Raw genomic sequence first — 20,164 nt, 5'->3', positions numbered from 1 at the left:
GGTCGGCGAACTCATTGTGGAGCAACCCGGCCAACGCCACGACCCCGTACGAGGGCGCGCAGCCGCCGGCTCAGCGCCGGCGGACCGCCTCCTCGACCAGGTCGAGGACGGGGCCGAGGTCGCCGGCGGGGCGCCCCATCGCCAGGTGCAGCACGAGGCCGTCGTAGGCGAGTTCGAGGAACTGGGCCAGCACGTCGATCGGGACGTCCTCGCGCAGCACCCCCGCGTCCCGCTGGCGGGCCAGCCGGTCGCGGGTCGCCTCGGCTATCGCGGCGGACCGCTCGGCCCAGCGGCGGGCGAAGGCCGGGTCGGTACGCAGCCGGCGGGAGACCTCGAGCTGGGTGCCGAGCCAGCCGGTGGTGTCCGGGGACATGGCACCGGCCAGCAGGTCCCGCATCACCTGGACCAGACCGTTGCGGGCGACCGTCTCGACCATGGCGGCGGCGTCGTCCTCGGCGACGGCGAGGAAGAGCGAGTCCTTGTCACGGAAGTGGTGGAAGATGGCGCCCCGGGACAGCCCGGTGGCCTCTTCGAGGCGGCGCACGGTCGCGCCCTCGTATCCGTGCCGCGCGAAACACGCCCGCGAGGCGGCGAGGATCTCCTGGCGGCGCGCATCGAGCTGGTCCTGGCTTACTCTGGGCACGCGTCGATCGTCCCAGGTGACGGGACGTCACGCAAACCGTACGTACGGCTTGGGATTGGGGGCCGTGGCCGTCGGCCCGCCCGTCTAGCATCGCCCCCGTGATGCCACCCCTCGCCCCCCTGCCCTCCGCCCCGCTGACCGTCGCCGCCGTGCAGGCCGAGCCGGTCCCCGGAGACGTCGCCGGCAACGCGGGCACCGCCGCCCGCCTGGTCGCCCGGGCCGCCGACGCCGGTGCCCGGATCGTCGTCCTGCCGGAGCTCTTCCTGCCCGCATACCACCCACCGACCCTCGCCGCCGACCCAGTCGGCACCGACGTGGCCGCGGCCGGCGACCGTACCGTCGACGATCCGCGACTCACGGCGTTGAGCGAAGCGGCGGCGGCCGGCGGCGTGACCGTGGTGATCGGCGCCGCGGTACGCCATCCCGACGGGCGGCGGACCATCTCCTCACTGGTCGTCGACCGCGCCGGCGCGGTCCGGGCCGGGTACGACAAGCAGCAGCTCTGGGGCGGGGAACGCGAACTCTTCGTGCCCGGTACGCAGGGCGCCACCCTCTCCGTCGGCGACTGGCGGTTCGGGCTGGGCATCTGCTACGACGGCTGTTTCCCGGAGCACGGGCGGGCCGCCGCCCTCGACGGCGCGCACGGCTACCTCTGCCCGAGCGGCTACCTCACCGGCTCCGAGCACCGCCGCGACCTCTACTATCCGGCCCGCGCGCTGGACAACACCATGTACGTCGTCTTCGCCAACTCCGTCGGGGGCGCCGACCCGTGGCACTTCAACGGCGGAGCGGCCGTCTACGATCCGGAGGGGCGTACGTTGGCCCGGGCCGCCGACACCGGCGAGGAGGTGCTGGTCGTGACGCTGCGCCCGGCTCAGCTGGCGGCCACCCGGGCGGCGCACTCGATGCTCGTCGACCGGCTGCCCGATCAGGGCTCCGCCCGGCTGTTCCTGTTGGGTTGAGGAGTTCACGTAACGGATCTGTCGCTGGGTGCGCTGATTACCGTAAGGTGCCCGAGTGCCACTGCTCCTCATGGACCTGGACAACACCCTGCTCGACCGGGCCGGGCCGTTCCGTGCCTGGGGGCAGGGCTTCCTTGACGGCATCGGCGCGCCCGCGGCCGACATCGAGTGGTTGCTCTCCATCGACGCCGACGGGCTGACCGACCGCTGGGACGTGGCCGACGCGATCCGGGACCGGTACGACCTGCGCGTGCCCTCGATCGACCTGGTCGAGGAGCTGCACGACGGGCTGGTGGCGCACACCCGGCTGGACCCGCTGATCGCCTGCGCGCTGCGGATCGCCGACCAGGCCGGCTGGGTGCCCGTGGTGGTCGCCAACGGCGCCGTCCGGCAGCAGGAGGCCAAGATCCGTGAGACCGGGCTGGACCGGTACGTCGCCGACTGGGTGATCTCCGAGGAGGCGGGCGTCAGCAAGCCCAACCCGAGAATCTTCGCGCTCGCCGCCCAGCGGGTACGGATGCCGCTGCGGGGCGCGTGGGTCGTCGGCGACGGCCCGGAGGCGGACATCGGCGGCGCGGCGGCGGTCGGCCTGCCCAGCGTCTGGCTGCACCGGGGGCGTACCTGGTCCGACGGCAGGTTCCGGCCGACCCGTACGGCAGACGGCCTGATCGCCGCGGTCGCCGCGGTGCTCGCCGGCTGAGCCCCGGCCACGCTGCCGGCCGGCTGAGGTTCGGCCGCCCCGTTGTTTCGGCGTGCCCGCCGGATCCGCCGCCGTGGCCCTGCTCCGGCCCGGCCGACGGCGCGAAGGTGACCGTCTGCTCGCACCTGGGTCGGCCGGCCAAAGGGCGCGCCGGCCGACGGGCCGTATTTCGGTTGACGGTCGCTCGGCGGGCAGCCAGCATGATCCGCGCATGGTGCACCCCGGGCGTTGGCCCGGTCGAGGAGAGGGGGTCGGTCATGGCCGTCTTCGCAGGTCGTTCCCACCGGCCTTCATTCACCTCGAACAAGGGACGAGCACCGCAGTGCGCGATCATGACTTCCCGGCGCAGGAGCGCCGGGCGGGCGGCCGACGCCGCTTCGACGACGACGAACCACAGTTCCTGAAGCGCGGCCGGCACGCCGAGCCGGCCGCCATCGACCCGGTCGACCACTCCGATCCGGAGACCGACCAGCGCTGGTCGTCCTGGGACGACGCCGTGCACGGGCCGCAGCCACACCCCGACTGGCTCGTCACCGAGCTGGCGGCGAAGGACACCGAACTCGGTGTGCTCAAGACCGGCAAGGAGGCGGACGTACACCTCGTCCGCCGGGCGGTCCCCGGCACCGACCGGGCCTGCCTGCTGGCCGCCAAGCGCTACCGGGACGCCGAGCACCGGCTCTTCCACCGGGACGCCGGCTACCTGGAGGGGCGGCGGGTCCGCCGGTCCCGGGAGAACCGGGCGATGGCCGGTCGGACCGCCTTCGGCCGACAGTTGATCGCCGGGCAGTGGGCGGCGGCCGAGTTCGCCGCGCTCGCCCGGCTCTGGGAGATCGGCGCCGAGTACGGCACGATCGCCGTGCCGTACCCGGTGCAGGTGCGCGGCACCGAGTTGATGCTCGAGTTCGTCGGTGACCCGGAGGAGGGGCAGGCCGCGCCCCGGCTGGCCCAGCTTCGGCCGGACCGGGCCGCTCTGCGCGACCTCTGGGGCCAGCTGGTCGACGCGCTGGTCGTACTGGCCCGGGCCGGGTATGCACACGGCGACCTGTCGCCGTACAACCTCCTGGTGCACCGCGACCGGCTCGTCATGATCGACTTGCCTCAGGTGGTCGACGTGGTGGGCAACCCGCAGGGGCCCGAGTTCCTGGCCCGGGACGTCCGGGTGGTGAGCACCTGGTTCGTGGCGCGGGGACTACCGGCCGACCTGGCCGACCCGACCGCGCTGACGGGGGAGTTGCTGCGGGAGGCGGGGCTCCGCTGAACCGGGTGGGCCGGGCGGTCGCGCCACGGGCGCGGCGTCGCCGGGGGCCGGCCGCCAGCCGGCGCCGTGGTGGCGGACCCGCCCGGCCCACCCGTCGGGGTCACTGGAGGTAGCGCTCGACCTCGGGCTTGGGGCGGGTGCCCTGGGAGTCCGGGTCGCCGTGGTTGGCCCGGGCCGCGCGGCGCCGGCGCAGCAGGTCCCAGCACTGGTCGAGGGACTCCTCCAGCTCGCGGAGCCGGTTCTGCGCCTCCTCGTCGGTGCCCTTCTCGTGGGCCTGCGCCGCCGCGCGCAGCTGGTGCTCCTCGTCGACCAGCTCGGAGATCCGGTTCAGGATGTTCTTGTCGTCCATGACCATGAGCCTGGCACAGGGTGCCCGGGGCCGCGCGGGTTACCCCGCCGATCAGGGCCGCTGACCTGCCGGGTATGCCTGATCCCGGCCCGGCCCGGCCCGGCCCGGCCCGGCCCGGCCCGGCCCGGCGAGCCCTGCCCACCGCCCGCCGCTCCGGCCGGTCCACGTCCCCGGGCCGGCTGGTTCGTCGAGCGGGCCGGCTGCTTCGTCCGAGCGGGCCGTCTCCGGCGGGCAGCCTCGCCGAGCGGCCCCGTCGCCGCGGATCGGGCCGGAGCGCGTCCGGCAGGGCGGCGCTCGCGCGTACCCGGGCCGGGCGTGCCGCACCGTCCCACGCCGACCCGGAGGGCGTGGTCGGTCGACGTGCCGGGCGCGCTCCGGACGCGTCGCCGCCTCCCGGCGGGCCGGTACGCGTACCCGCTGGACCGTCGCCCCGTGGGAACCGCGCAACGCGTCACTGCCGTCGCACGGTCTTGCCGGTGGGTGCCACCTGTGGCGCGTGAAAATTTCTCCGGATGCGACTAGAGAAGTTCCACGGTGCGGTGGCATGCTCGCTGAGTCCTGACTCCACATAGTCGATCCACGACAGACAGTTGCAATAAGGGGGTTCGGCGCCGGTGCAATCGCCAGATACCGGGCAGTCCCGCGTCCGACGAGCGCGCACCGTGCCGCTGCACCAGATGGTGCCGAGCCTGCTCCGAGACCCGGCCCGTGCGCTGATAACCGTCGGCAACCGCACCGGCGGTGAGCTGATCCGCCTCAACCTCGGCTCGTTCCGGCCGTACCTGGTGACGGATCCCCGGCACGTGCAACACGTACTGCGCGATCGGTCGGAGAACTACGAGCGGGCCGGCGACGGGCTGTTCTGGCGACCCGTGAAGCGCCTCTTCGGCGAGGGGATCCTCGGCGAGGGGCAGATCTGGTCGGCCAGCCGGCGAATGCTCCAGCCGATGTTCACCGCCAAGCGCGTCGAGGCGCTGGTCGACGGGATGGCGGAGGCGATCGGGCAGGCCGTCGACGAGCTCGACGAGCCGTCCCGGGACGGCCGCACCGTCGACATCGGAGTCGAGCAGACCCGCATCGTGTGTCGAGCCATCATGAAGGTGCTCTTCGGCGAGAAGATCTCCGTACCGGACGCGATGCGGGTGGTCGACGCGCAGGACGTCATCGCCACCGCCGTCATTCCCCGCATCGTCGTGCCGTTCGCGCCGCTGTCGCTGCCGATGCCGGGCGACCGGCCGTTCCGGCGGGCGAAGAAGGTCGTGGACGACGTCCTGCTGCCGATCGTGCGCGCGTCCAAGGCGACGGCCGACGAGGGAGACGATGTCATCTCCACGCTCTGGCAGGCGCGTACCGAGGACGGTCGGCAGCTCAGCGAGCAGCAGGTACGCAACGACACGGTGGCCATGTTCGCGGCCACCACGGAGACCACCATCAACGTGCTCACCTGGCTCTGGCCGCACCTCGACGACCGTCCCGACGTCGCCGAGCGGCTCTACGACGAGATCGCGCGGGTGGTCGGCGACGGGCCCGTCAAGCGGGAGCACCTCAACCAGCTGCCCTACACGCGGATGGTCCTGGACGAGCTGCTGCGGCTCTATCCGATCGGCTGGATCATCCCGCGGCGTGCGGTCGCCGACGACGTCATCGACGGGGTGCAGGTGGAGGCCGGCGCAACGATGGTCGCCAGCCCGCTGATCACCCAGCGGATGACGGCGTTCTGGGACCGGCCGGACGAGTTCGACCCCGACCGGTTCACCCCGGAACGGATCCGCGCCCGGCACCGCTACGCCCACTTCCCGTTCGGGGGTGGCCCGCACCAGTGCCTCGGCATGTACCTCTTCTACCTGGAGGCGCAGCTGATCCTCGCCACCATGCTGAGCCGTTACCGGTTCCGGCTGCGCCGATCCGGCGTACCCGGGCTGCGCCTCGCCGCCGCCCTGCGGCCCCGCAGGCGGGTGGAGCTGACCCTCACCAGCACGGCGGACGCGGCCTGAGGATGGAGATGCACCGATCTGACGACGACCTGTCCCTCGCGGCCGAGCAGGGCCGCATCTGCGCGCTCGCCGCGAAGGGGCAGCGTGACCTCCAACGGCGGGCCGCCGAGCACTCCGAGCTCTTCTCCGCGCGGCCGTTCGACCCGGCGCTGTACAGCAGCATCGCGATGGCGATGGCCTTCAGCTCCCCGTGGTGCACGGTGGAGGAGTTGAGGTTCGCCAACCGGATGGTGCTCTGGGGCTTCGCGCTCGACTTCCAGGTCGACTACCTCGCGAAGTCGCGCGAGGAGGTCGACCGGGTCACGGCGGAGACGCTCGCCGTCGTCGACGGCGCCGCCCCGGCCGCCGAGGATCCGCTGGGACGGTTCCTGGCCGAACTGTGCGACGAGTTGACCCGGTCGCCGGGCTATCCCGAGGCCCGCGCGCTGTGGCGGGAGGCGGTCCACCGCACCCTGGCGGCGATGGCGCGCGAGTACGACTGGCGTGAGTCGACGGCGGCCGGGCAGCCGCCGAGCTACGAGGAGTACCTCGACAACGCGGACAATCTCGCCTGCACCGTGGTCAACGTGGCGCACTGGATCCGTACCGGAGACGCCGACGTGCACCGCCGGCTGCCCGAGCTGGTCGCCGCCAGCGACCAGGTGCAGCAGGTGCTGCGCCTGGTCAACGACCTGGCCACCCACGAGCGGGACCGGGAGTGGGGCGATCTGAACGCCATCACCCTGGTCGGTGACCCGACCGAGGTGGCGCGGCGGGCAGCCGAGTTGACGCAGAGCTGCCGTAAGACGCTCGCGGACCTCGCCGACCGGTGCCCCCGGGAGGCGACCTACCTGACCCGACAGCTCGGTTACACGAGCGGTTTCTACGGCTCCACCGACTTCTGGGGCAGCCGGTGAGCGCGCCCTCGTACGACCTGTCCCGACCCGAGCGTGGAGGTCAGGCCGGCGCGGCGGTGGCGGAGCGGTCACCGGCGTCCGATCTGGTGGCGGAGATGCTCGCGGCGCCGTCCGGACGCTCCTCACCGTCGGTCTACGAGACCGGGCGCCTGGTCAGTCTGGCGCCCTGGCTCGCGGGCCACGACGAGCGGATCGACTGGCTGCTGCGTCGGCAGCGTCCCGACGGCGCCTGGGGCGGTCCGGACGGCTACGCCCTGGTGCCGACGCTCAGCGCCACTGAGGCGCTGCTGACGACCCTGCGTCGCGACGACGGCGGCCCGGCGACCCGCGACCGGATCGACGACGCCGTCGACAGGGGACTCCGGGCGCTGCACGCTGCGCTCACCGGCCCGGCCTCCGCCCCACCGCCCGACCTGCCGGCTACCGATCTGATCGTGCCCGCCCTGACCGAACTCGTCGCCGAGAACCTCGACGCGCTGCGCGACCGGCCGGGCCTCACCCGCTGGCGTGCGGCCCGGCTGCCCCTGCCCGAGGGGATGGACCATCGCCGGCTGGCGGGGGTCCGGATGCTGCTCGCGGGCGGCCGGCCGCTGCCGGAGAAGCTCGCGCACGCGCTGGAGGTGGTCGGCCCGGCCGCGCGGCGGGTCGCCGGGTTCGGCCCGGTCGGCCCGGGCACGGTGGGGGCCTCTCCGGCGGCGACCGCCGCCTGGCTCGGCCCGGAGCCCGGCGCCGAGGAGCCGGGCCGGGCCTACCTGGAGGACCTGGTCCGGCAGTACGGCGGACCGGTGCCCAGCGCCAGCCCGATCACCGTCTTCGAGCGCTCCTGGGTACTCGGCACGCTGACCCGGGCCGGTGTCCCGATCGGGGTGCCCGCCGCGCTCACCGCCGGGCTGCGCGCCGCCCTCGGTCCGGCCGGCACACCCACCGGACCCGGCCTGCCGGCGGACGCGGACACGACCTCGGTGACCCTCTACGCGCTCGCCCGGCTCGGCCACCCGGTCGATCCGATGGTGCTGCGGCCGTACGACACGGGGGAGCACTTCTGCACCTGGCCGGGGGAGGACGGCGCGTCGGTCACCACCAACGCCCACGTGCTCGACGCGCTCGGGCAGTCGCTGCCCCACGGCGGCCCGGCCACGCCCTGGCTGGGGTCCGCGGTGCGGCGGCTGACCCGTTGGCTGCTCGACCAGCAGGAGCCGGACGGCCGCTGGCCGGACCGGTGGCACGCCTCGCCGTACTACGCCACCTCCTGTGCGGCGGCGGCGCTGAGCGAGTACGGCGGCACCGAGGCCGCCCGGCAGTCGGTCGACCGGGCGGTGGCGTGGGTGCTGGCCGGTCAGCGGGCGGACGGGTCCTGGGGTCGGTGGGCGGGCAGCGCGGAGGAGACCGCGTACGCGGTGCAGACGCTGCTCGCCGCGGAACGCCGGAGCGCACCGATCGCCGCCGCCCTCGCCCGCGCCGAATCCTGGCTCTCCACAGTGGATGTCGATGAGGACGGCCCGGAGTTGTGGCACGACAAGGATCTCTACCGGCCGACCCTGATCGTGCAGGCAGCGGTGCTGGCGGCCCGGTGGCTCCTCCGTTCGGCCGATGTGGACGACTGACCGGCGGCCGAGCGTAGTCCGCACAGTCATGATCAGGACCGCTTGAGTGAAGAACCCGACACTGCTAGCGTGCGCCGGTGTCGATTTGTGCGCCGATACCCATGCTCGGGCACATGACCAGATATCCGGCCAGGACGGTGTGATGGGTTCCCGCAGTACGAATCTCCGTACCAAAGTCGTTGCCCTGCTCGTCTCGCTGGTTGCGCTCTGGGCCTTCGCCGCGTGGGTGACCGTCCGGGACGGGTTCAACCTGCTCGGCGTGCAGGCGCTGAACGCCCGCGTCTTCGAGCCGAGCGACCCGCTGCTGACGCAGCTGCAGAAGGAGCGCCGGCTCTCCCTGGCCTACCTGGGCGGCCCGGACGCGGCGAAGCTCGAGGAGCTGGCCGCGGAGCGGCGACGCACCGACGGCTACGCGGCGACGTTCCGCGAGTCGGTACGGGACTGGCGTACCGAGGTGCCGGCGAGCGCGCAGCTGGAGCTGCGCATCGACGACCTCCTCACCGACCTGGACCGGCTGAACGAGACCCGGGCCGGCGTGGACGCCCGCAGCATCGACCGCACCACCACGATGACGTCGTACGTCGGCGTGATCGACTCGATCTTCAACGTCTTCGACGCGCTCGGCGGTCTCGACGATCGGCAGATCGCGCAGGAGACCGCGGCGCTCATCGACCTGAACCGCGCCCGGGAGCTGATGTCCCAGGAGGACGCCCTGCTCACCGGAGCGCTCGCCGCCGGCCGGCTCACCGCCGCGGAGCAGGCCCAGTTCGCCCAGCTCGTCGGCGCGCAGCGGTTCACCGTCTCGCAGGCGGCGGTCGACCTGGCCCGCGTCGACCGGGAGCGCTACGACGCGGTGATCGCGGGCGACGCGTCCCGCAAGTTCCGCGCCCTGGAGGACGAGATCGTCCGGGAGCGCGACGTGCCCGGACGCCCACCGGTGCAGGCCGCCGAGTGGGACGGCGCCGTCACACCCGTCGAGCAGAGCCTGCGCGACGTCATCATCGCCGGCGGCGAGGACGTCGTCTCCCGCGCGATGCCGGTCGCGATCGGGGTCATCGTGCGGCTGGTGCTCGCCGCGGGTCTCGGCCTGATCGCCGTCGTCGCCTCGATCATCGTGTCGATCACCACGGCGCGCGCCCTGCTGCGTCAGCTCGAGCGGCTGCGCGAGGCGGCCTTCCGCCTCGCCAACGAGCGCCTGCCCAGCGTGGTGGAGCGGCTCGGCCACGGCGAAGAGGTCGACGTGGCCAAGGAGGCGCCCCCACTCGAGTTCGGCGACGACGAAATCGGCCAGGTGGGTAAGGCCTTCAACGCCGTGCAGGAGACGGCGATCCGGACCGCCGTCGAGCAGGCCGAGCTGCGCCGCGGCGTCCGCGAGGTCTTCCTCAGCCTGGCCCGGCGTACGCAGGCCCTGGTGCACCGCCAGCTGACCCTGCTGGACGCGATGGAGCGGCGCGAGCAGGACGCCGAGGAGCTCGAGGACCTGTTCCGGGTCGACCACCTGGCCACCCGGATGCGGCGTAACGCCGAGAACCTGATCGTGCTCTCCGGCTCCACGCCCGGTCGTGCCTGGCGGCGCAACGTGCCGATGGTGGACGTGATCCGCGGCGCGGTCGCCGAGGTCGAGGACTACACCCGGGTCAACGTGCTGCCGATCGGACGGGTGTCGCTCGCCGGCCGGGCGGTCGGTGACATCATCCACCTGCTCGCCGAGCTGATCGAGAACGGACTGTCGTTCTCGCCGCCGAACACGACCGTCGAGGTCCGGGGCCAGATGGTGGCGAACGGCTTCGCCGTCGAGATCGAGGACCGCGGCCTCGGAATGACGCCGGAGGACCTGGCGGCGGCCAACGACCGGATCACCGATCAGTCCGAACTGAACCTCGCGAACGCCTCCCGGCTCGGTCTCTACGTGGTGAGCCGGTTGACCGAGCGGCACGGTGTCAAGGTGCAGCTGAAGGAGTCGGCGTACGGCGGCACGACCGCCGTCGTACTCATCCCGATCGACCTGGTCACCGACGCGGGCGACGACCCGGAGATCTCCGGTGGCCTGCCGGCCGCCCGCACCGGCGGGGCACCCGCCGAGTCGTCCGGCGCGACGCCGCTGGCCTCCGCCCCGGCCGTCGCCCAGCCGTCGGCCCCGGTCGCGCTCGCCGAACCGCCCGCCCCGCAGCCGGAGGTGTCCGAGCCGGCCGGTCAGGCCGACGACGCCGGAGCCTCGCTGCCCACCCGGACCCGGTCCGGGCCGGCGACCGCCGAGGGACTGCCGAGCCGTACCCGACGGGTGCCGGAGCAAGCGGCGCTGGAGGGGCCGACGGTGCCGACCGGGCTGCCGCTGGCCGTGCCCCGCGCCGCGGCGGACGCGCCGGCGCCCACCCGGCCCGAGGGTGGTCCGCTTCCGTCCCGGACCGAGCCTCCGCAGACGGACTCCGGCCTGCCGGTGCGCGTCCGGCAGGCGAACATCGTGCCGGAGCTGCGTGACGACCCCGCGGCGACCGTCGCTGACGAGGACGAGGAGATGGTGCGGCAGCCCGAGCAGGTGCGCCGGATGATGAGCTCGTACCAGAAGGGGACCCGCCGGGGCCGGACGGAGGCGGCGCGCCTGCTCGGCGACGACGACGCGCCGGAGCCCGAGCCGGGCCCGGACGCTGACGAGCAGCAAACGACCTGACCAGTGCCGACGGCGCGGAAGTCCGCCCGGGACGGAACGGTCAGCACCAGACGAAGACGGCTACATCAGCCGTGGGAGAAGAGGACGACGAGTGGCCCAGAAGACGGCATCGGGTGCCGACCTGACGTGGTTGCTGGATGACCTGGTCGGCCGGGTGAAGCAGGCCGAACATGCGGTCGCGCTCTCGACGGACGGCCTGTTGATGGCCTCCTCACAGGGGCTCAGCCGGGACGACGGTGAGCACCTGGCCGCGATGGCGGCCGGGATCCAGAGCCTGGCCCGGGGTGCGGGGAAGCGGTTCGGGGGTGGTCAGGTACAGCAGACCATCATCGAGATGCAGTCCTCGTTCCTCTTCGTCACAGCCGCCGGGCGCAACGCCTGTCTCGCGGTGCTGGCCACCGAGGACGCCGACGTCGGGCTGATCGCCTACGAGATGGCGATGCTGGTCACCCGGGTCGGCAAGCACGTGGCCTCGCCGACCCGGACCGCCGAGCAGTCGACCGGCGAGAAGTAGCCGCGATGACCGTGCAGGGGGAGTCCGCGGAGCAGCAGTGGGTGGACGACCATGCCGGGCCGGTCGTGCGCCCGTACGCGGTCACGCGCGGCCGGGCCCGCCCGGTCACCGGCACGTTCGACCTGATCTCGCTGGTCACGGCTACCCGTGCCGACGTGAGCGCGGAGATCGGCCTGGGGCCGGAGCACGTGGCGATCGTGGGACTCTGCCAGCGCATACAGTCCGTCGCCGAGATCGCCGCCCACCTGGACCTCCCGGTGGGCACCATCCGGGTCCTGCTGGGTGATCTGGTGGCCCGCAACCTGGTCCAGGTCCGCGAGCCGCGCACCTCGGCCGGGCTTCCCGACAACAGTGTTTTCGAGGCGGTTATCAATGGACTACGGGCCCTCTGAGCGGCCGGCGGGAGCCACCCCACTGCCCACCGCGATCAAGATTCTGGTCGCCGGCGGGTTCGGGGTGGGCAAGACCACCATGGTCGGCGCGGTCAGCGAGACACGCCCGTTGCGTACGGAGGAGGTGCTGACCGAGTCCGGGGTCGGCATCGACGACCTCTCCGGTGTGGAGAGCAAGAGCACCACCACCGTCGCGATGGACTTCGGTCGCATCACGATCAGCGACGACCTGGTGCTCTACCTCTTCGGTACGCCGGGGCAGGACCGGTTCTGGTTCGTCTGGGACGAGCTGGCGCTCGGCGCGATCGGTGCGGTGGTGCTCGCCGACACCCGGAGGTTGGCCGACTGCTTCCCCTCCATCGACTACTTCGAGGGGCGGGGCACGCCCTTCGTGGTGGCGGTGAACTGCTTCGAGGGGGCCAAGCAGTACCGGCTGGACGAGGTGCAGGCGGCGCTGAACCTGGACTCGGGTGTGCCGGTGCTGCTATGCGACGCCCGGCAGCGGGAGTCCAGCAAGGAGGTGCTCATCACCCTGCTGGAGCACGCCATGAAGACCCGCGACGCGCGCCGCGTGGCCGACTGACCGGGCCGGCGCCCTGGTGCCGGCGCGCGTGCGCCGGTAGGGGGCGCGGAACCCGGGTGTACGACGACGAGAGGGCCCCTCCCCGCCGATGCGGGAAGGGGCCCTCGTCCGTGACGCGTCAGTTGTTGATCATCCGGCGCAGTACGTACTGCAGGATGCCACCGTGCCGGTAGTAGTCCGCCTCACCGGGGGTGTCGATCCGGACGACGGCGTCGAACTCGATGCCGCTGTCGGTGGTGACCTTGACCGTACGCGGCGTCGGGCCGTCGTTCAGCGCGGTCACCCCGGAGATGGCGAACGTCTCCGTGCCGGTCAGGCCCAGCGACTCGGCGGTCTCACCGGCCGGGAACTGCAGCGGCAGCACGCCCATGCCGATCAGGTTCGAGCGGTGGATGCGCTCGTACGACTCGGCGATGACCGCCTTGACGCCGAGCAGCATGGTGCCCTTCGCCGCCCAGTCCCGCGAGGAGCCGGAGCCGTACTCCTTGCCGGCCAGCACCACCAGCGGCACGCCCTCGGCCTGGTAGGCCTGGGAGGCGTCGTAGATGCTGGTCTGCTCGCCGGTGAGGTGGTTGACCGTGAAGCCGCCCTCGACGCCGGGGACCAGCTGGTTGCGCAGCCGGATGTTGGCGAACGTGCCGCGGATCATCACCTCGTGGTTGCCCCGGCGGGAGCCGTACGAGTTGAACTCGTGCCGGGCCACGCCGTGCTCCGCCAGGTACTTACCGGCGGGGGAGTCGGCCTTGATCGAGCCGGCCGGCGAGATGTGGTCGGTGGTCACCGAGTCGCCCAGCTTGGCCAGCACCCGCGCGCCGGCGATGTCGTTGACGGCCTTCGGCTCCCGCTGCATGCCCTCGAAGTACGGGGGCTTGCGCACGTAGGTGGAGTCGCCGGCCCAGGCGAAGGTGTCACCGGTCGGGGTGGGCAGCGACTGCCAGCGCTCGTCGCCGGCGAAGACGTCCGAGTACGCGGAGCTGAACCCGGTGGCGCCGATCGCCGAGGCGATGACGTCCTGGATCTCGGCGGTGCTCGGCCAGAGCTCGCGCAGGAAGACCGGCTGCCCGGCGCTGTCCTCGCCGATCGGCTCGTTGGCCAGGTCGATGTCCATCGTGCCGGCCAGCGCGTACGCGACCACCAGCGGCGGGGACGCCAGGTAGTTCATCTTGACGTCGGGGTTGATCCGGCCCTCGAAGTTCCGGTTGCCGGAGAGCACCGAGACGACCGAGAGGTCGGCCTCGTTCACCGCGGCGGAGATCTCCTCCGGCAGCGGGCCGGAGTTGCCGATGCAGGTGGTGCAGCCGTAGCCGACCAGGTGGAAGCCGAGCTTCTCCAGGTACGGCGTGAGACCCGCGCGCTCGTAGTAGTCCATGACGACCTTGGACCCGGGGGCGAGCGTGGTCTTGACCCACGGCTTGCGGTTCAGGCCCCGCTCGACGGCGTTGCGGGCCAGCAGCGCCGCGCCGATCATGACCTGCGGGTTCGAGGTGTTGGTGCAGGAGGTGATCGCGGCGATCACCACGGCGCCGTGGTCGAGCTCGAACTCGGTGCCGTCCTCGCCGGTCACCCGGATCGGGTTGGTCGCCCGACCGCCGGCGCCGACCGCCGCGGTCTCCAGGTCGCGCGGGGCGTCGGCCGGGTCGTCGACGCCGTTGGCGGGGGAGTCGCTGGCCGGGAAGGACTCGGCGCTCGCCTCGTCGGCGTGGCCGACGACCCCGAACGGCTTCTCCTGCTGCGGTACGCCGGCGGCGCGGCCCTGGTCGCCACCGGTCTCGTCGGCGGCCACGTAGTCCTTGAGCGCCGAACGGAAGAGCGTCTTGGCGCTGCCCAGCGGCACCCGGTCCTGCGGACGCTTCGGGCCGGCCAGCGACGGCTCGATCGAGCTCAGGTCCAGCTCGAGGTGCTCGGAGTAGTCCGGCTCGGCGGCCGGGTCGTGCCAGAGGCCCTGCTCCTTGGCGTACGCCTCGACGAGCGCGACCTGCTCCTCGCTGCGCCCGGTCAGCTGGAGGTAGCGGATGGTCTCACCGTCGATCGGGAAGATCGCCACGGTGGAGCCGTACTCCGGCGACATGTTGCCGATGGTGGCACGGTTGGCCAGCGGCACGGCGCTCACGCCGGGGCCGTAGAACTCCACGAACTTGCCGACCACGCCGTGCTTGCGCAGCATCTCGGTGATGGTGAGCACCAGGTCGGTGGCGGTGGTGCCGGCCGGCATCTCGCCGGAGAGCTTGAAGCCGACGACCCGCGGGATCAGCATGCTGACCGGCTGGCCGAGCATGGCGGCCTCGGCCTCGATGCCGCCGACGCCCCAGCCGAGCACGCCGAGGCCGTTGACCATCGTGGTGTGCGAGTCGGTGCCGACCACGGTGTCCGGGTACGCCTGGCCGTTGCGCTCCATGATCGTGCGGGCCAGGTACTCGATGTTGACCTGGTGCACGATGCCGGTGCCCGGCGGGACGACCTTGAACTCGTTGAAGGCGGTCTGGCCCCAGCGCAGGAACTGGTAGCGCTCCTTGTTGCGCTGGTACTCCAGCTCGACGTTGCGCGCGAAGGCGTCCTCGCGGCCGAAGAGGTCGGCGATGACGGAGTGGTCGATGACCAGCTCGGCCGGGGCGAGCGGGTTGACCTTGGTCGGGTCGCCGCCGAGCTCCCGCACGGCCTCGCGCATGGTGGCCAGGTCGACCACGCAGGGCACCCCGGTGAAGTCCTGCATGAGCACCCGCGCGGGGGTGAACTGGATCTCCACGCTCGGGTCGGCCGTGGGCTCCCACGCGCCGAGCTGGCGGATGTGGTCGGCGGTGATGTTCGCGCCGTCCTCCGTCCGCAGCAGGTTCTCCAGCAGGATCTTCAAGCTGTACGGCAGCCGGTCGTGGCCGTCCACCTTGTCGATCTTGAAAATCTCGTAGCTCGCGTCACCGACGCGTAGCTGGGTCTTCGCACCGAAGGTGTCGAGGCTCGCCACGTCGTACTCCTTCACACCAGCGACCGTGTCCTGAGCAGTTTGTCGCACCGGTAGGGGGGCCGCCGAAGTTAGGCGACACTTACCCGGCACCGTACGTCAAACCAAACCGTACGTCCGTCTTGCTATTAACGCAACCTCGTGCCACCGTGAGGCACGAGGAGGTACCAAATGATCCACCACGTTCAGCTCGCCTGTCCGCGCGGCTCCGAGGAGGCCTCCCGCGCGTACTACGTCGGCCTGCTCGGCATGACCGAGAAGGCCAAGCCGCCGGTGCTCGCGGCCCGCGGCGGCTGCTGGTTCACCGGGTACGGCGCCGAACTGCACCTCGGTGTCAGGACGACTTCCGCCCCGCCCGCAAGGCCCACCCCGCCCTGATCCGCCCCGACCTGGACGAGCTGGCCGCCCGGCTCGCCTCGGCGGGCGCCCCGGTGACCTGGGGCGACGACGAACTGCCCGGGATGCGCCGGTTCCACACCGAGGACGCGCACGGCAACCGGCTGGAGTTCCTCGCGCCGGTGGCCTGACCGACGAGCCTCCACGCCTCGCTACGCGGTGGCCGGTGGGCCTCGGTGTCTCGCTACGGCGTCGTGGTGGCCGGTGGGCCTTGGCGTCTCGTGTACGACATGGCCGTGGCCGGGAGCAACCCGCCCGCCGGCGGGTCACGTCGTTCCCGGCGGCACGCTCGTAGCGAGGGGTCGGTTCGGCCGCGCCGCGACGGGGTTGCGGCGTCCGCGTAACGCCGATTTGGCCCGCGCCTGAGCAGCGAACGGCGTGACGGGAAACGCCCCGATGCGGTTCGCCGGTCGTTACCGGGCGCAGGTAGCGTTCGAGCGCCGAACCGGGGAGGCTGGCGTGCTGGACGTACAACATTGGCTCGGGGCGCTGCCACCGCTGGCGGTCTACCTGACCGTCGCCGGCATCATCGGGGTCGAGAGCATGGGCGTGCCGCTGCCCGGCGAGATCACCCTGCTCAGCGCGGCGCTGCTGGCCGCGACCGGAGTCGTCGAGCCGGAGTGGGTGGCTATCGCCGCCGCCCTCGGCGCCATCGTCGGTGACTCACTCGGCTACACGGTGGGCCGCCGGGGCGGTCGACCGTTGCTCGCCCGGCTCGGCCGGCGCTTCCCCCGGCACCTCGGGCCGGACCAACTCGCCCGGGCCGAGCAGACCTTCGCCCGGCACGGCGTCTGGGCGGTCTTCTTCGGCCGGTTCGTCGCGCTGCTGCGCATCCTCGCCGGTCCGCTCGCCGGCGCGCTGCACGTGCCCTACCGCCGGTTCCTGCTCGCGAACGCGGCCGGCGGCCTGGTCTGGGCCTTCGCCACCACGTACCTGCTCTTCCACCTCGGGCGGGTCGCCGAGCACTGGCTCAAGAGCTTCTCCTGGGCCGGGCTCGCCCTGGCGCTGCTGGCCGGGGTTGGCAGCACCTGGTGGCTGCGGCGACGCGCGCACCGTACGCCGCAGCCGGAGCGCGACGAGACGGTCTCCGCGGGCGGCCGCTGAGACGAGGGCTGACCCCGGTCGGAGCCGGCCCCCGCGAGTGCGGCCAGCCGGCCCCCTCGGCGGTGGGCGTGAGGCCTGCGTCGGCCCGCCGGGTGTCGGTCCTGATCGTGGTGGTCCCGGTCCGCTTTGTCGGGTCGGGCCCCGATCGTGGCTGGGCGCCCCTCCGGTGGGTCCGGGCGCGGGTGGTGTGGAGACGGCGAAGGGCCGGCCCCGGATGGGGCCGGCCCTTCGGTCGGGGTGGCTGCTCCAGGTCAGTTGGTGGAGTAGCCGCGGGTGGCGATCCAGTCGGCGAGGTGCTCGACGCTCATCCGGTAGGAGGCCATGTTGGGGTTGGCGCTGTCGGCGATGGTGACGGTCTTGCCGCCGTCGCGGTAGCCGATGACGCTGACGTAGTGCCCGCCCTCGTAGGAGTGGACGTTGCCGTCGGTGTCGGTGGCGGTGCCGAAGATGTTGGCGACCACGGCGCGGCCGTCGTCGACGGTGCGGACGATGTCAGCCTGGAGCTGATCGGTTTGCTTGTCGTCGGCGGTGGGGCTGGACATCTCGACGCTGTGGTAGGCGTTCTTGCCGGTCTCCTTGTTCAGCACCGGCGTGATGTCGAAGATCGAGTTGGTGCCGTGCACGTTGGTGCCCATCTCCTTGGCCATGGCGTCGATGCTGATGTCCTTGCCCTGGACGGAGAGGGCGTTGCGGGCGGCGGCGGGGCCGCAGTAGAAGAAGTTCGGCTGGGCCTCGTAGCGCACGTCCAGCTCACGCTCGCTGTGGCCCTTGCGGTCGCTCTGGACCTGCGCGGGCTTCTCGGCGGGGGCGGCGTTGGCGGCGATGGCGGGACCGGCGATGCCGCCGCCGGCGGCGGCGATACCAGCGGCGGTCAGAACGGTCTTGCGGATCAGATCGGTACGCATGATGAGTGCCTCTCTGTTCAGGATGTTCGCGCGGCACGGGAGGTCGCACGGGTGTCGCACTGGTGAAGTCGTGACGGGGTGCCCAGCGGCGTGGGCCTGCTCGGGCGGTCCGGGGTGCAACGGTGGGGCCGGTGCGGCATTTCGCCTGGGCCCCGGTTTTCCGGGGGTTGCCGCGGCGTGGGAGCTGCGGCGGCCCGAGGGTGTAACGGTCCGGGCCGGCTGGTCATTCCGTCGAGCGTCGGGGTGCTGGCGCGGCCCCATCTTCAACGACCCGGCTCCCGGCGTGATTCCAGAGCCGGGGTGGCCCGGGACGCGGGACGCCCACCCGATAACGGATAACTCATCCTGAACCACCGTGCATCAAGCCGGACAATATGGCCGAATGAGGCTGATCAGTGAGGTGGTCGACCCGGCTGCATTGAAGTCGCGGTAACCGAAGCCTTGGACACCCCGACTTCAATGACCCCGAGTTGACCATGCGCCGCGCCGGGGCGTTTTCCGCCGGGGCGAGGGGGAATGCGGGCGGTGGTTCCCGGGACCGACCGCGGAAGGAGCGCCGGGTGTCGCAGCACGGGTTGCCGACCGTCGCGCTACGGCCCACGCCGGTCGCCGGCGCACCGCTTTACTGCGACGCGCGGGAGTGCGGCTTGCAGGGCGACGGGGTGACCAACGACCAGCCGGCACTCTCCGCGCTCGTCGACCGCCTCGGCGCCGGGTACGCCTCCGACGGCCGGCCTCGGGTCATCTACTGTCCGCCGGGCATCTACTCGATTCGTGACGCGGGCACCATCTGGCGCAGCGGGGTGTCACTGATCGGGGCGGGCCCGGCGGCGACCCGCTTCGTACTCAGTAACGAGGGGAATCGGGCCGATCCGACGCCGCTGGCGTACTGGACCACGGTCCAGCACGGCGCGGGTCGGGACCGGCACATCGCCGACTGCACCTTCGCCGATTTCCAGATCGACGGCTCCGGCGTGGCGATGGCCGAGTACAGCTACCTCGCCAAGGGGCTCGGCCTCCAGTACGTGGTGCGGGGAGTGTTCCGCAACCTCTACATCCACCACACCGGAGCGACCGGCCTCGGCTGCGACTTCCTCCAGGACAGCCTCATCGAGGCCTGCGTCGTGGTCGGCTGCGGTCGGCTGGACAACGGCGAGGAGATCGGCGGCGCCGGAATCGGCGTCGGCATCGGGGGCTGGGGTGAGGTGGAGCGGCTGACCATCGCCAACTGCACCACCGTCGGCAACGGCACCAACGGCATCTTCCTCGAGCTGCAGAAGGACTACTGGCCACCGCCGCGCGGGTTTCGCATCATCGGCTGCCACAGCCAGGCGAACCGGTTCGGCATCTCGGACTGGGGCGCGGACGGTCTGATCGTGTCGGCCTGCACACTGACCGGCAACCTGGAGGCCGGCTTCGACGTCTCCGGCAACGGCACCGCCGGGGTCGCCGGTCGCGGCGGGCTGGTGACCGACTGCGTCATCGACCGCAACGTCGGCGACGGGGTCAGCATCGGCAACACGCCGGGTCCGTACACCGTGCGGGGCAACCGGATCAGTGGCAACGGGGCGTACGGCCACCACCAGCACGCTCTCGGCCGGGTCTACCCGGGTCGCGCCGAGCACGTGGTCATCGACAGCAATGAGATCTGGGACAACGGCCTCGACGGGATCCGGATCGACTGTCCGATGGCCGACGCCGTCGTCGTCAACAACCGCATCCGCAACAACGGCCGGCGGCGCGCCCCGGCCGGTTCCGGCAGCGGCGAGGCGGTGCGGTACGGCCTGCGGGCCGTGACGGACCGGTCGGCGCGCTGGCCCGCCGACGGTCACCGGGGAAAGGTGGTACGGGTCGGCCCCCGTACGGCGGTGGTGGCGGGCAACACCGACACGGAGCTCGCCCTCGCCGAGGTGCGGCCGGACGCCAGCAGCGGCTGGAGCGCGGACGTTCCCGCCCCCGGGGCGAGGTACGAGCTGCCGGGGCCGCCGCCCGTCCGGGCCGGCATCACGGTCAACGCCGCCTTCGACTCGGCCACGGTGCGCGGTAACCGGATCTGGGACCACCGCGACGAGCAGGGCCAGACGTACGGGCTCTGGATCACCTCGGACGGTAGTTGCGTGGACTGCCGGGTTCAGGACAACGACTTCGCCGGCAACGCCGAAGGCCCCCTGCGGCTGGACACCCCGCCGATCGGGGGCCGCTGGGAGGGCAACCACCACGACGAGGGGTGAGCCGGCTCG

At 72.4% G+C, this 20,164-nt stretch carries 16 protein-coding genes and 1 pseudogene; 13 read left to right on the top strand and 4 right to left on the bottom strand.

The genetic code is table 11. From position 1 onward, the window contains the following. Positions 1 to 70: 70 nt before the first annotated feature. Complete coding sequence (locus D7044_RS06435; protein ID WP_120683254.1) at positions 71 to 643, bottom strand: TetR/AcrR family transcriptional regulator; 573 nt, start codon at positions 641 to 643, stop codon at positions 71 to 73. 101 nt (positions 644 to 744) lie between these two features. On the opposite strand from D7044_RS06435, the gene D7044_RS06430 reads away from it, so the two are divergent. The 3 genes from D7044_RS06430 (at position 745) to D7044_RS06420 (ending at position 3,563) form a co-directional block, all read left to right on the top strand. Beyond that, positions 745 to 1,605 (top strand): carbon-nitrogen hydrolase family protein, encoded by an 861-nt coding sequence (locus tag D7044_RS06430; protein ID WP_120688290.1) that lies wholly within the window; start codon positions 745 to 747, stop codon positions 1,603 to 1,605. A 55-nt stretch (positions 1,606 to 1,660) separates the two neighbouring features. Further along, positions 1,661 to 2,305: an HAD family hydrolase gene (locus D7044_RS06425; RefSeq protein WP_120683258.1), complete on the top strand. Its 645-nt coding sequence runs from the start codon at positions 1,661 to 1,663 to the stop codon at positions 2,303 to 2,305. 322 nt (positions 2,306 to 2,627) lie between these two features. After that, a complete protein-coding gene (locus D7044_RS06420) occupies positions 2,628 to 3,563 on the top strand; it encodes an RIO1 family regulatory kinase/ATPase domain-containing protein (RefSeq protein ID WP_120683260.1) in 936 nt (311 codons plus the stop codon). 100 nt (positions 3,564 to 3,663) lie between these two features. Here D7044_RS06420 and D7044_RS06415 read toward each other — a convergent pair whose 3' ends face one another. Continuing rightward, complete coding sequence (locus tag D7044_RS06415) at positions 3,664 to 3,918, bottom strand: DUF2630 family protein (RefSeq protein WP_199716516.1); 255 nt, start codon at positions 3,916 to 3,918, stop codon at positions 3,664 to 3,666. A gap of 656 nt (positions 3,919 to 4,574) precedes the next feature. On the opposite strand from D7044_RS06415, the gene D7044_RS06410 reads away from it, so the two are divergent. From D7044_RS06410 to D7044_RS06380, 7 genes are all read left to right on the top strand, one after another. Further along, positions 4,575 to 5,906: a cytochrome P450 gene (locus D7044_RS06410; protein WP_199716515.1), complete on the top strand. Its 1,332-nt coding sequence runs from the start codon at positions 4,575 to 4,577 to the stop codon at positions 5,904 to 5,906. 8 nt (positions 5,907 to 5,914) lie between these two features. Continuing rightward, positions 5,915 to 6,802, top strand: coding sequence for a terpene synthase family protein (locus tag D7044_RS06405; protein WP_233564892.1), 888 nt, complete (start codon positions 5,915 to 5,917; stop codon positions 6,800 to 6,802). Then, positions 6,799 to 8,406: a prenyltransferase/squalene oxidase repeat-containing protein gene (locus tag D7044_RS06400; RefSeq protein ID WP_233564891.1), complete on the top strand. Its 1,608-nt coding sequence runs from the start codon at positions 6,799 to 6,801 to the stop codon at positions 8,404 to 8,406. The genes D7044_RS06405 and D7044_RS06400 overlap by 4 nt, the downstream gene beginning before the upstream one ends. Positions 8,407 to 8,548: 142 nt before the next feature. Beyond that, a complete protein-coding gene (locus tag D7044_RS06395) occupies positions 8,549 to 11,074 on the top strand; it encodes a sensor histidine kinase (RefSeq protein WP_120688288.1) in 2,526 nt (841 codons plus the stop codon). Positions 11,075 to 11,165: 91 nt separating this feature from the next. After that, on the top strand, positions 11,166 to 11,588 hold the full coding sequence (locus D7044_RS06390; RefSeq protein ID WP_120683266.1) for a roadblock/LC7 domain-containing protein: 423 nt from the start codon (positions 11,166 to 11,168) through the stop codon (positions 11,586 to 11,588). A 5-nt stretch (positions 11,589 to 11,593) separates the two neighbouring features. Continuing rightward, positions 11,594 to 11,980 (top strand): DUF742 domain-containing protein, encoded by a 387-nt coding sequence (locus D7044_RS06385; RefSeq protein ID WP_120683268.1) that lies wholly within the window; start codon positions 11,594 to 11,596, stop codon positions 11,978 to 11,980. Next, the gene (locus D7044_RS06380; protein ID WP_120683270.1) at positions 11,961 to 12,563 is read left to right on the top strand and encodes a GTP-binding protein; all 603 of its coding nucleotides are present in this window, start codon (positions 11,961 to 11,963) and stop codon (positions 12,561 to 12,563) included. The genes D7044_RS06385 and D7044_RS06380 overlap by 20 nt, the downstream gene beginning before the upstream one ends. A gap of 118 nt (positions 12,564 to 12,681) precedes the next feature. Here the strand turns inward: D7044_RS06380 and D7044_RS06375 are convergent, their stop codons facing one another. Further along, positions 12,682 to 15,537: an aconitate hydratase gene (locus D7044_RS06375; RefSeq protein WP_120683272.1), complete on the bottom strand. Its 2,856-nt coding sequence runs from the start codon at positions 15,535 to 15,537 to the stop codon at positions 12,682 to 12,684. A gap of 153 nt (positions 15,538 to 15,690) precedes the next feature. Between D7044_RS06375 and D7044_RS06370 the strand changes: the two are divergent. Further along, positions 15,691 to 16,046, top strand: a pseudogene (locus tag D7044_RS06370) (VOC family protein). Between the two features lie 328 nt (positions 16,047 to 16,374). Then, entirely contained in the window at positions 16,375 to 17,019 is a 645-nt protein-coding gene (locus tag D7044_RS06365; protein ID WP_120688469.1) for a DedA family protein, read from the top strand. Positions 17,020 to 17,270: 251 nt separating this feature from the next. On the opposite strand, the gene D7044_RS06360 is transcribed toward D7044_RS06365, so the two are convergent. Continuing rightward, positions 17,271 to 17,924, bottom strand: a complete 654-nt coding sequence (locus D7044_RS06360; protein WP_120683276.1) for a C39 family peptidase — start codon at positions 17,922 to 17,924, stop codon at positions 17,271 to 17,273. A 560-nt stretch (positions 17,925 to 18,484) separates the two neighbouring features. Between D7044_RS06360 and D7044_RS06355 the strand changes: the two genes are divergently transcribed. Further along, on the top strand, positions 18,485 to 20,155 hold the full coding sequence (locus D7044_RS06355; RefSeq protein ID WP_199716514.1) for a right-handed parallel beta-helix repeat-containing protein: 1,671 nt from the start codon (positions 18,485 to 18,487) through the stop codon (positions 20,153 to 20,155). The last annotated feature ends 9 nt before the right edge of the window (positions 20,156 to 20,164 follow it).

It is taken from the genome of Micromonospora musae, from assembly GCF_003626635.1.
Taxonomy (GTDB): domain Bacteria; phylum Actinomycetota; class Actinomycetes; order Mycobacteriales; family Micromonosporaceae; genus Micromonospora; species Micromonospora musae.
The sequence above is the reverse complement of the archived record's forward strand: the minus strand, read 5'-3'. Positions and strand labels throughout refer to the sequence as shown.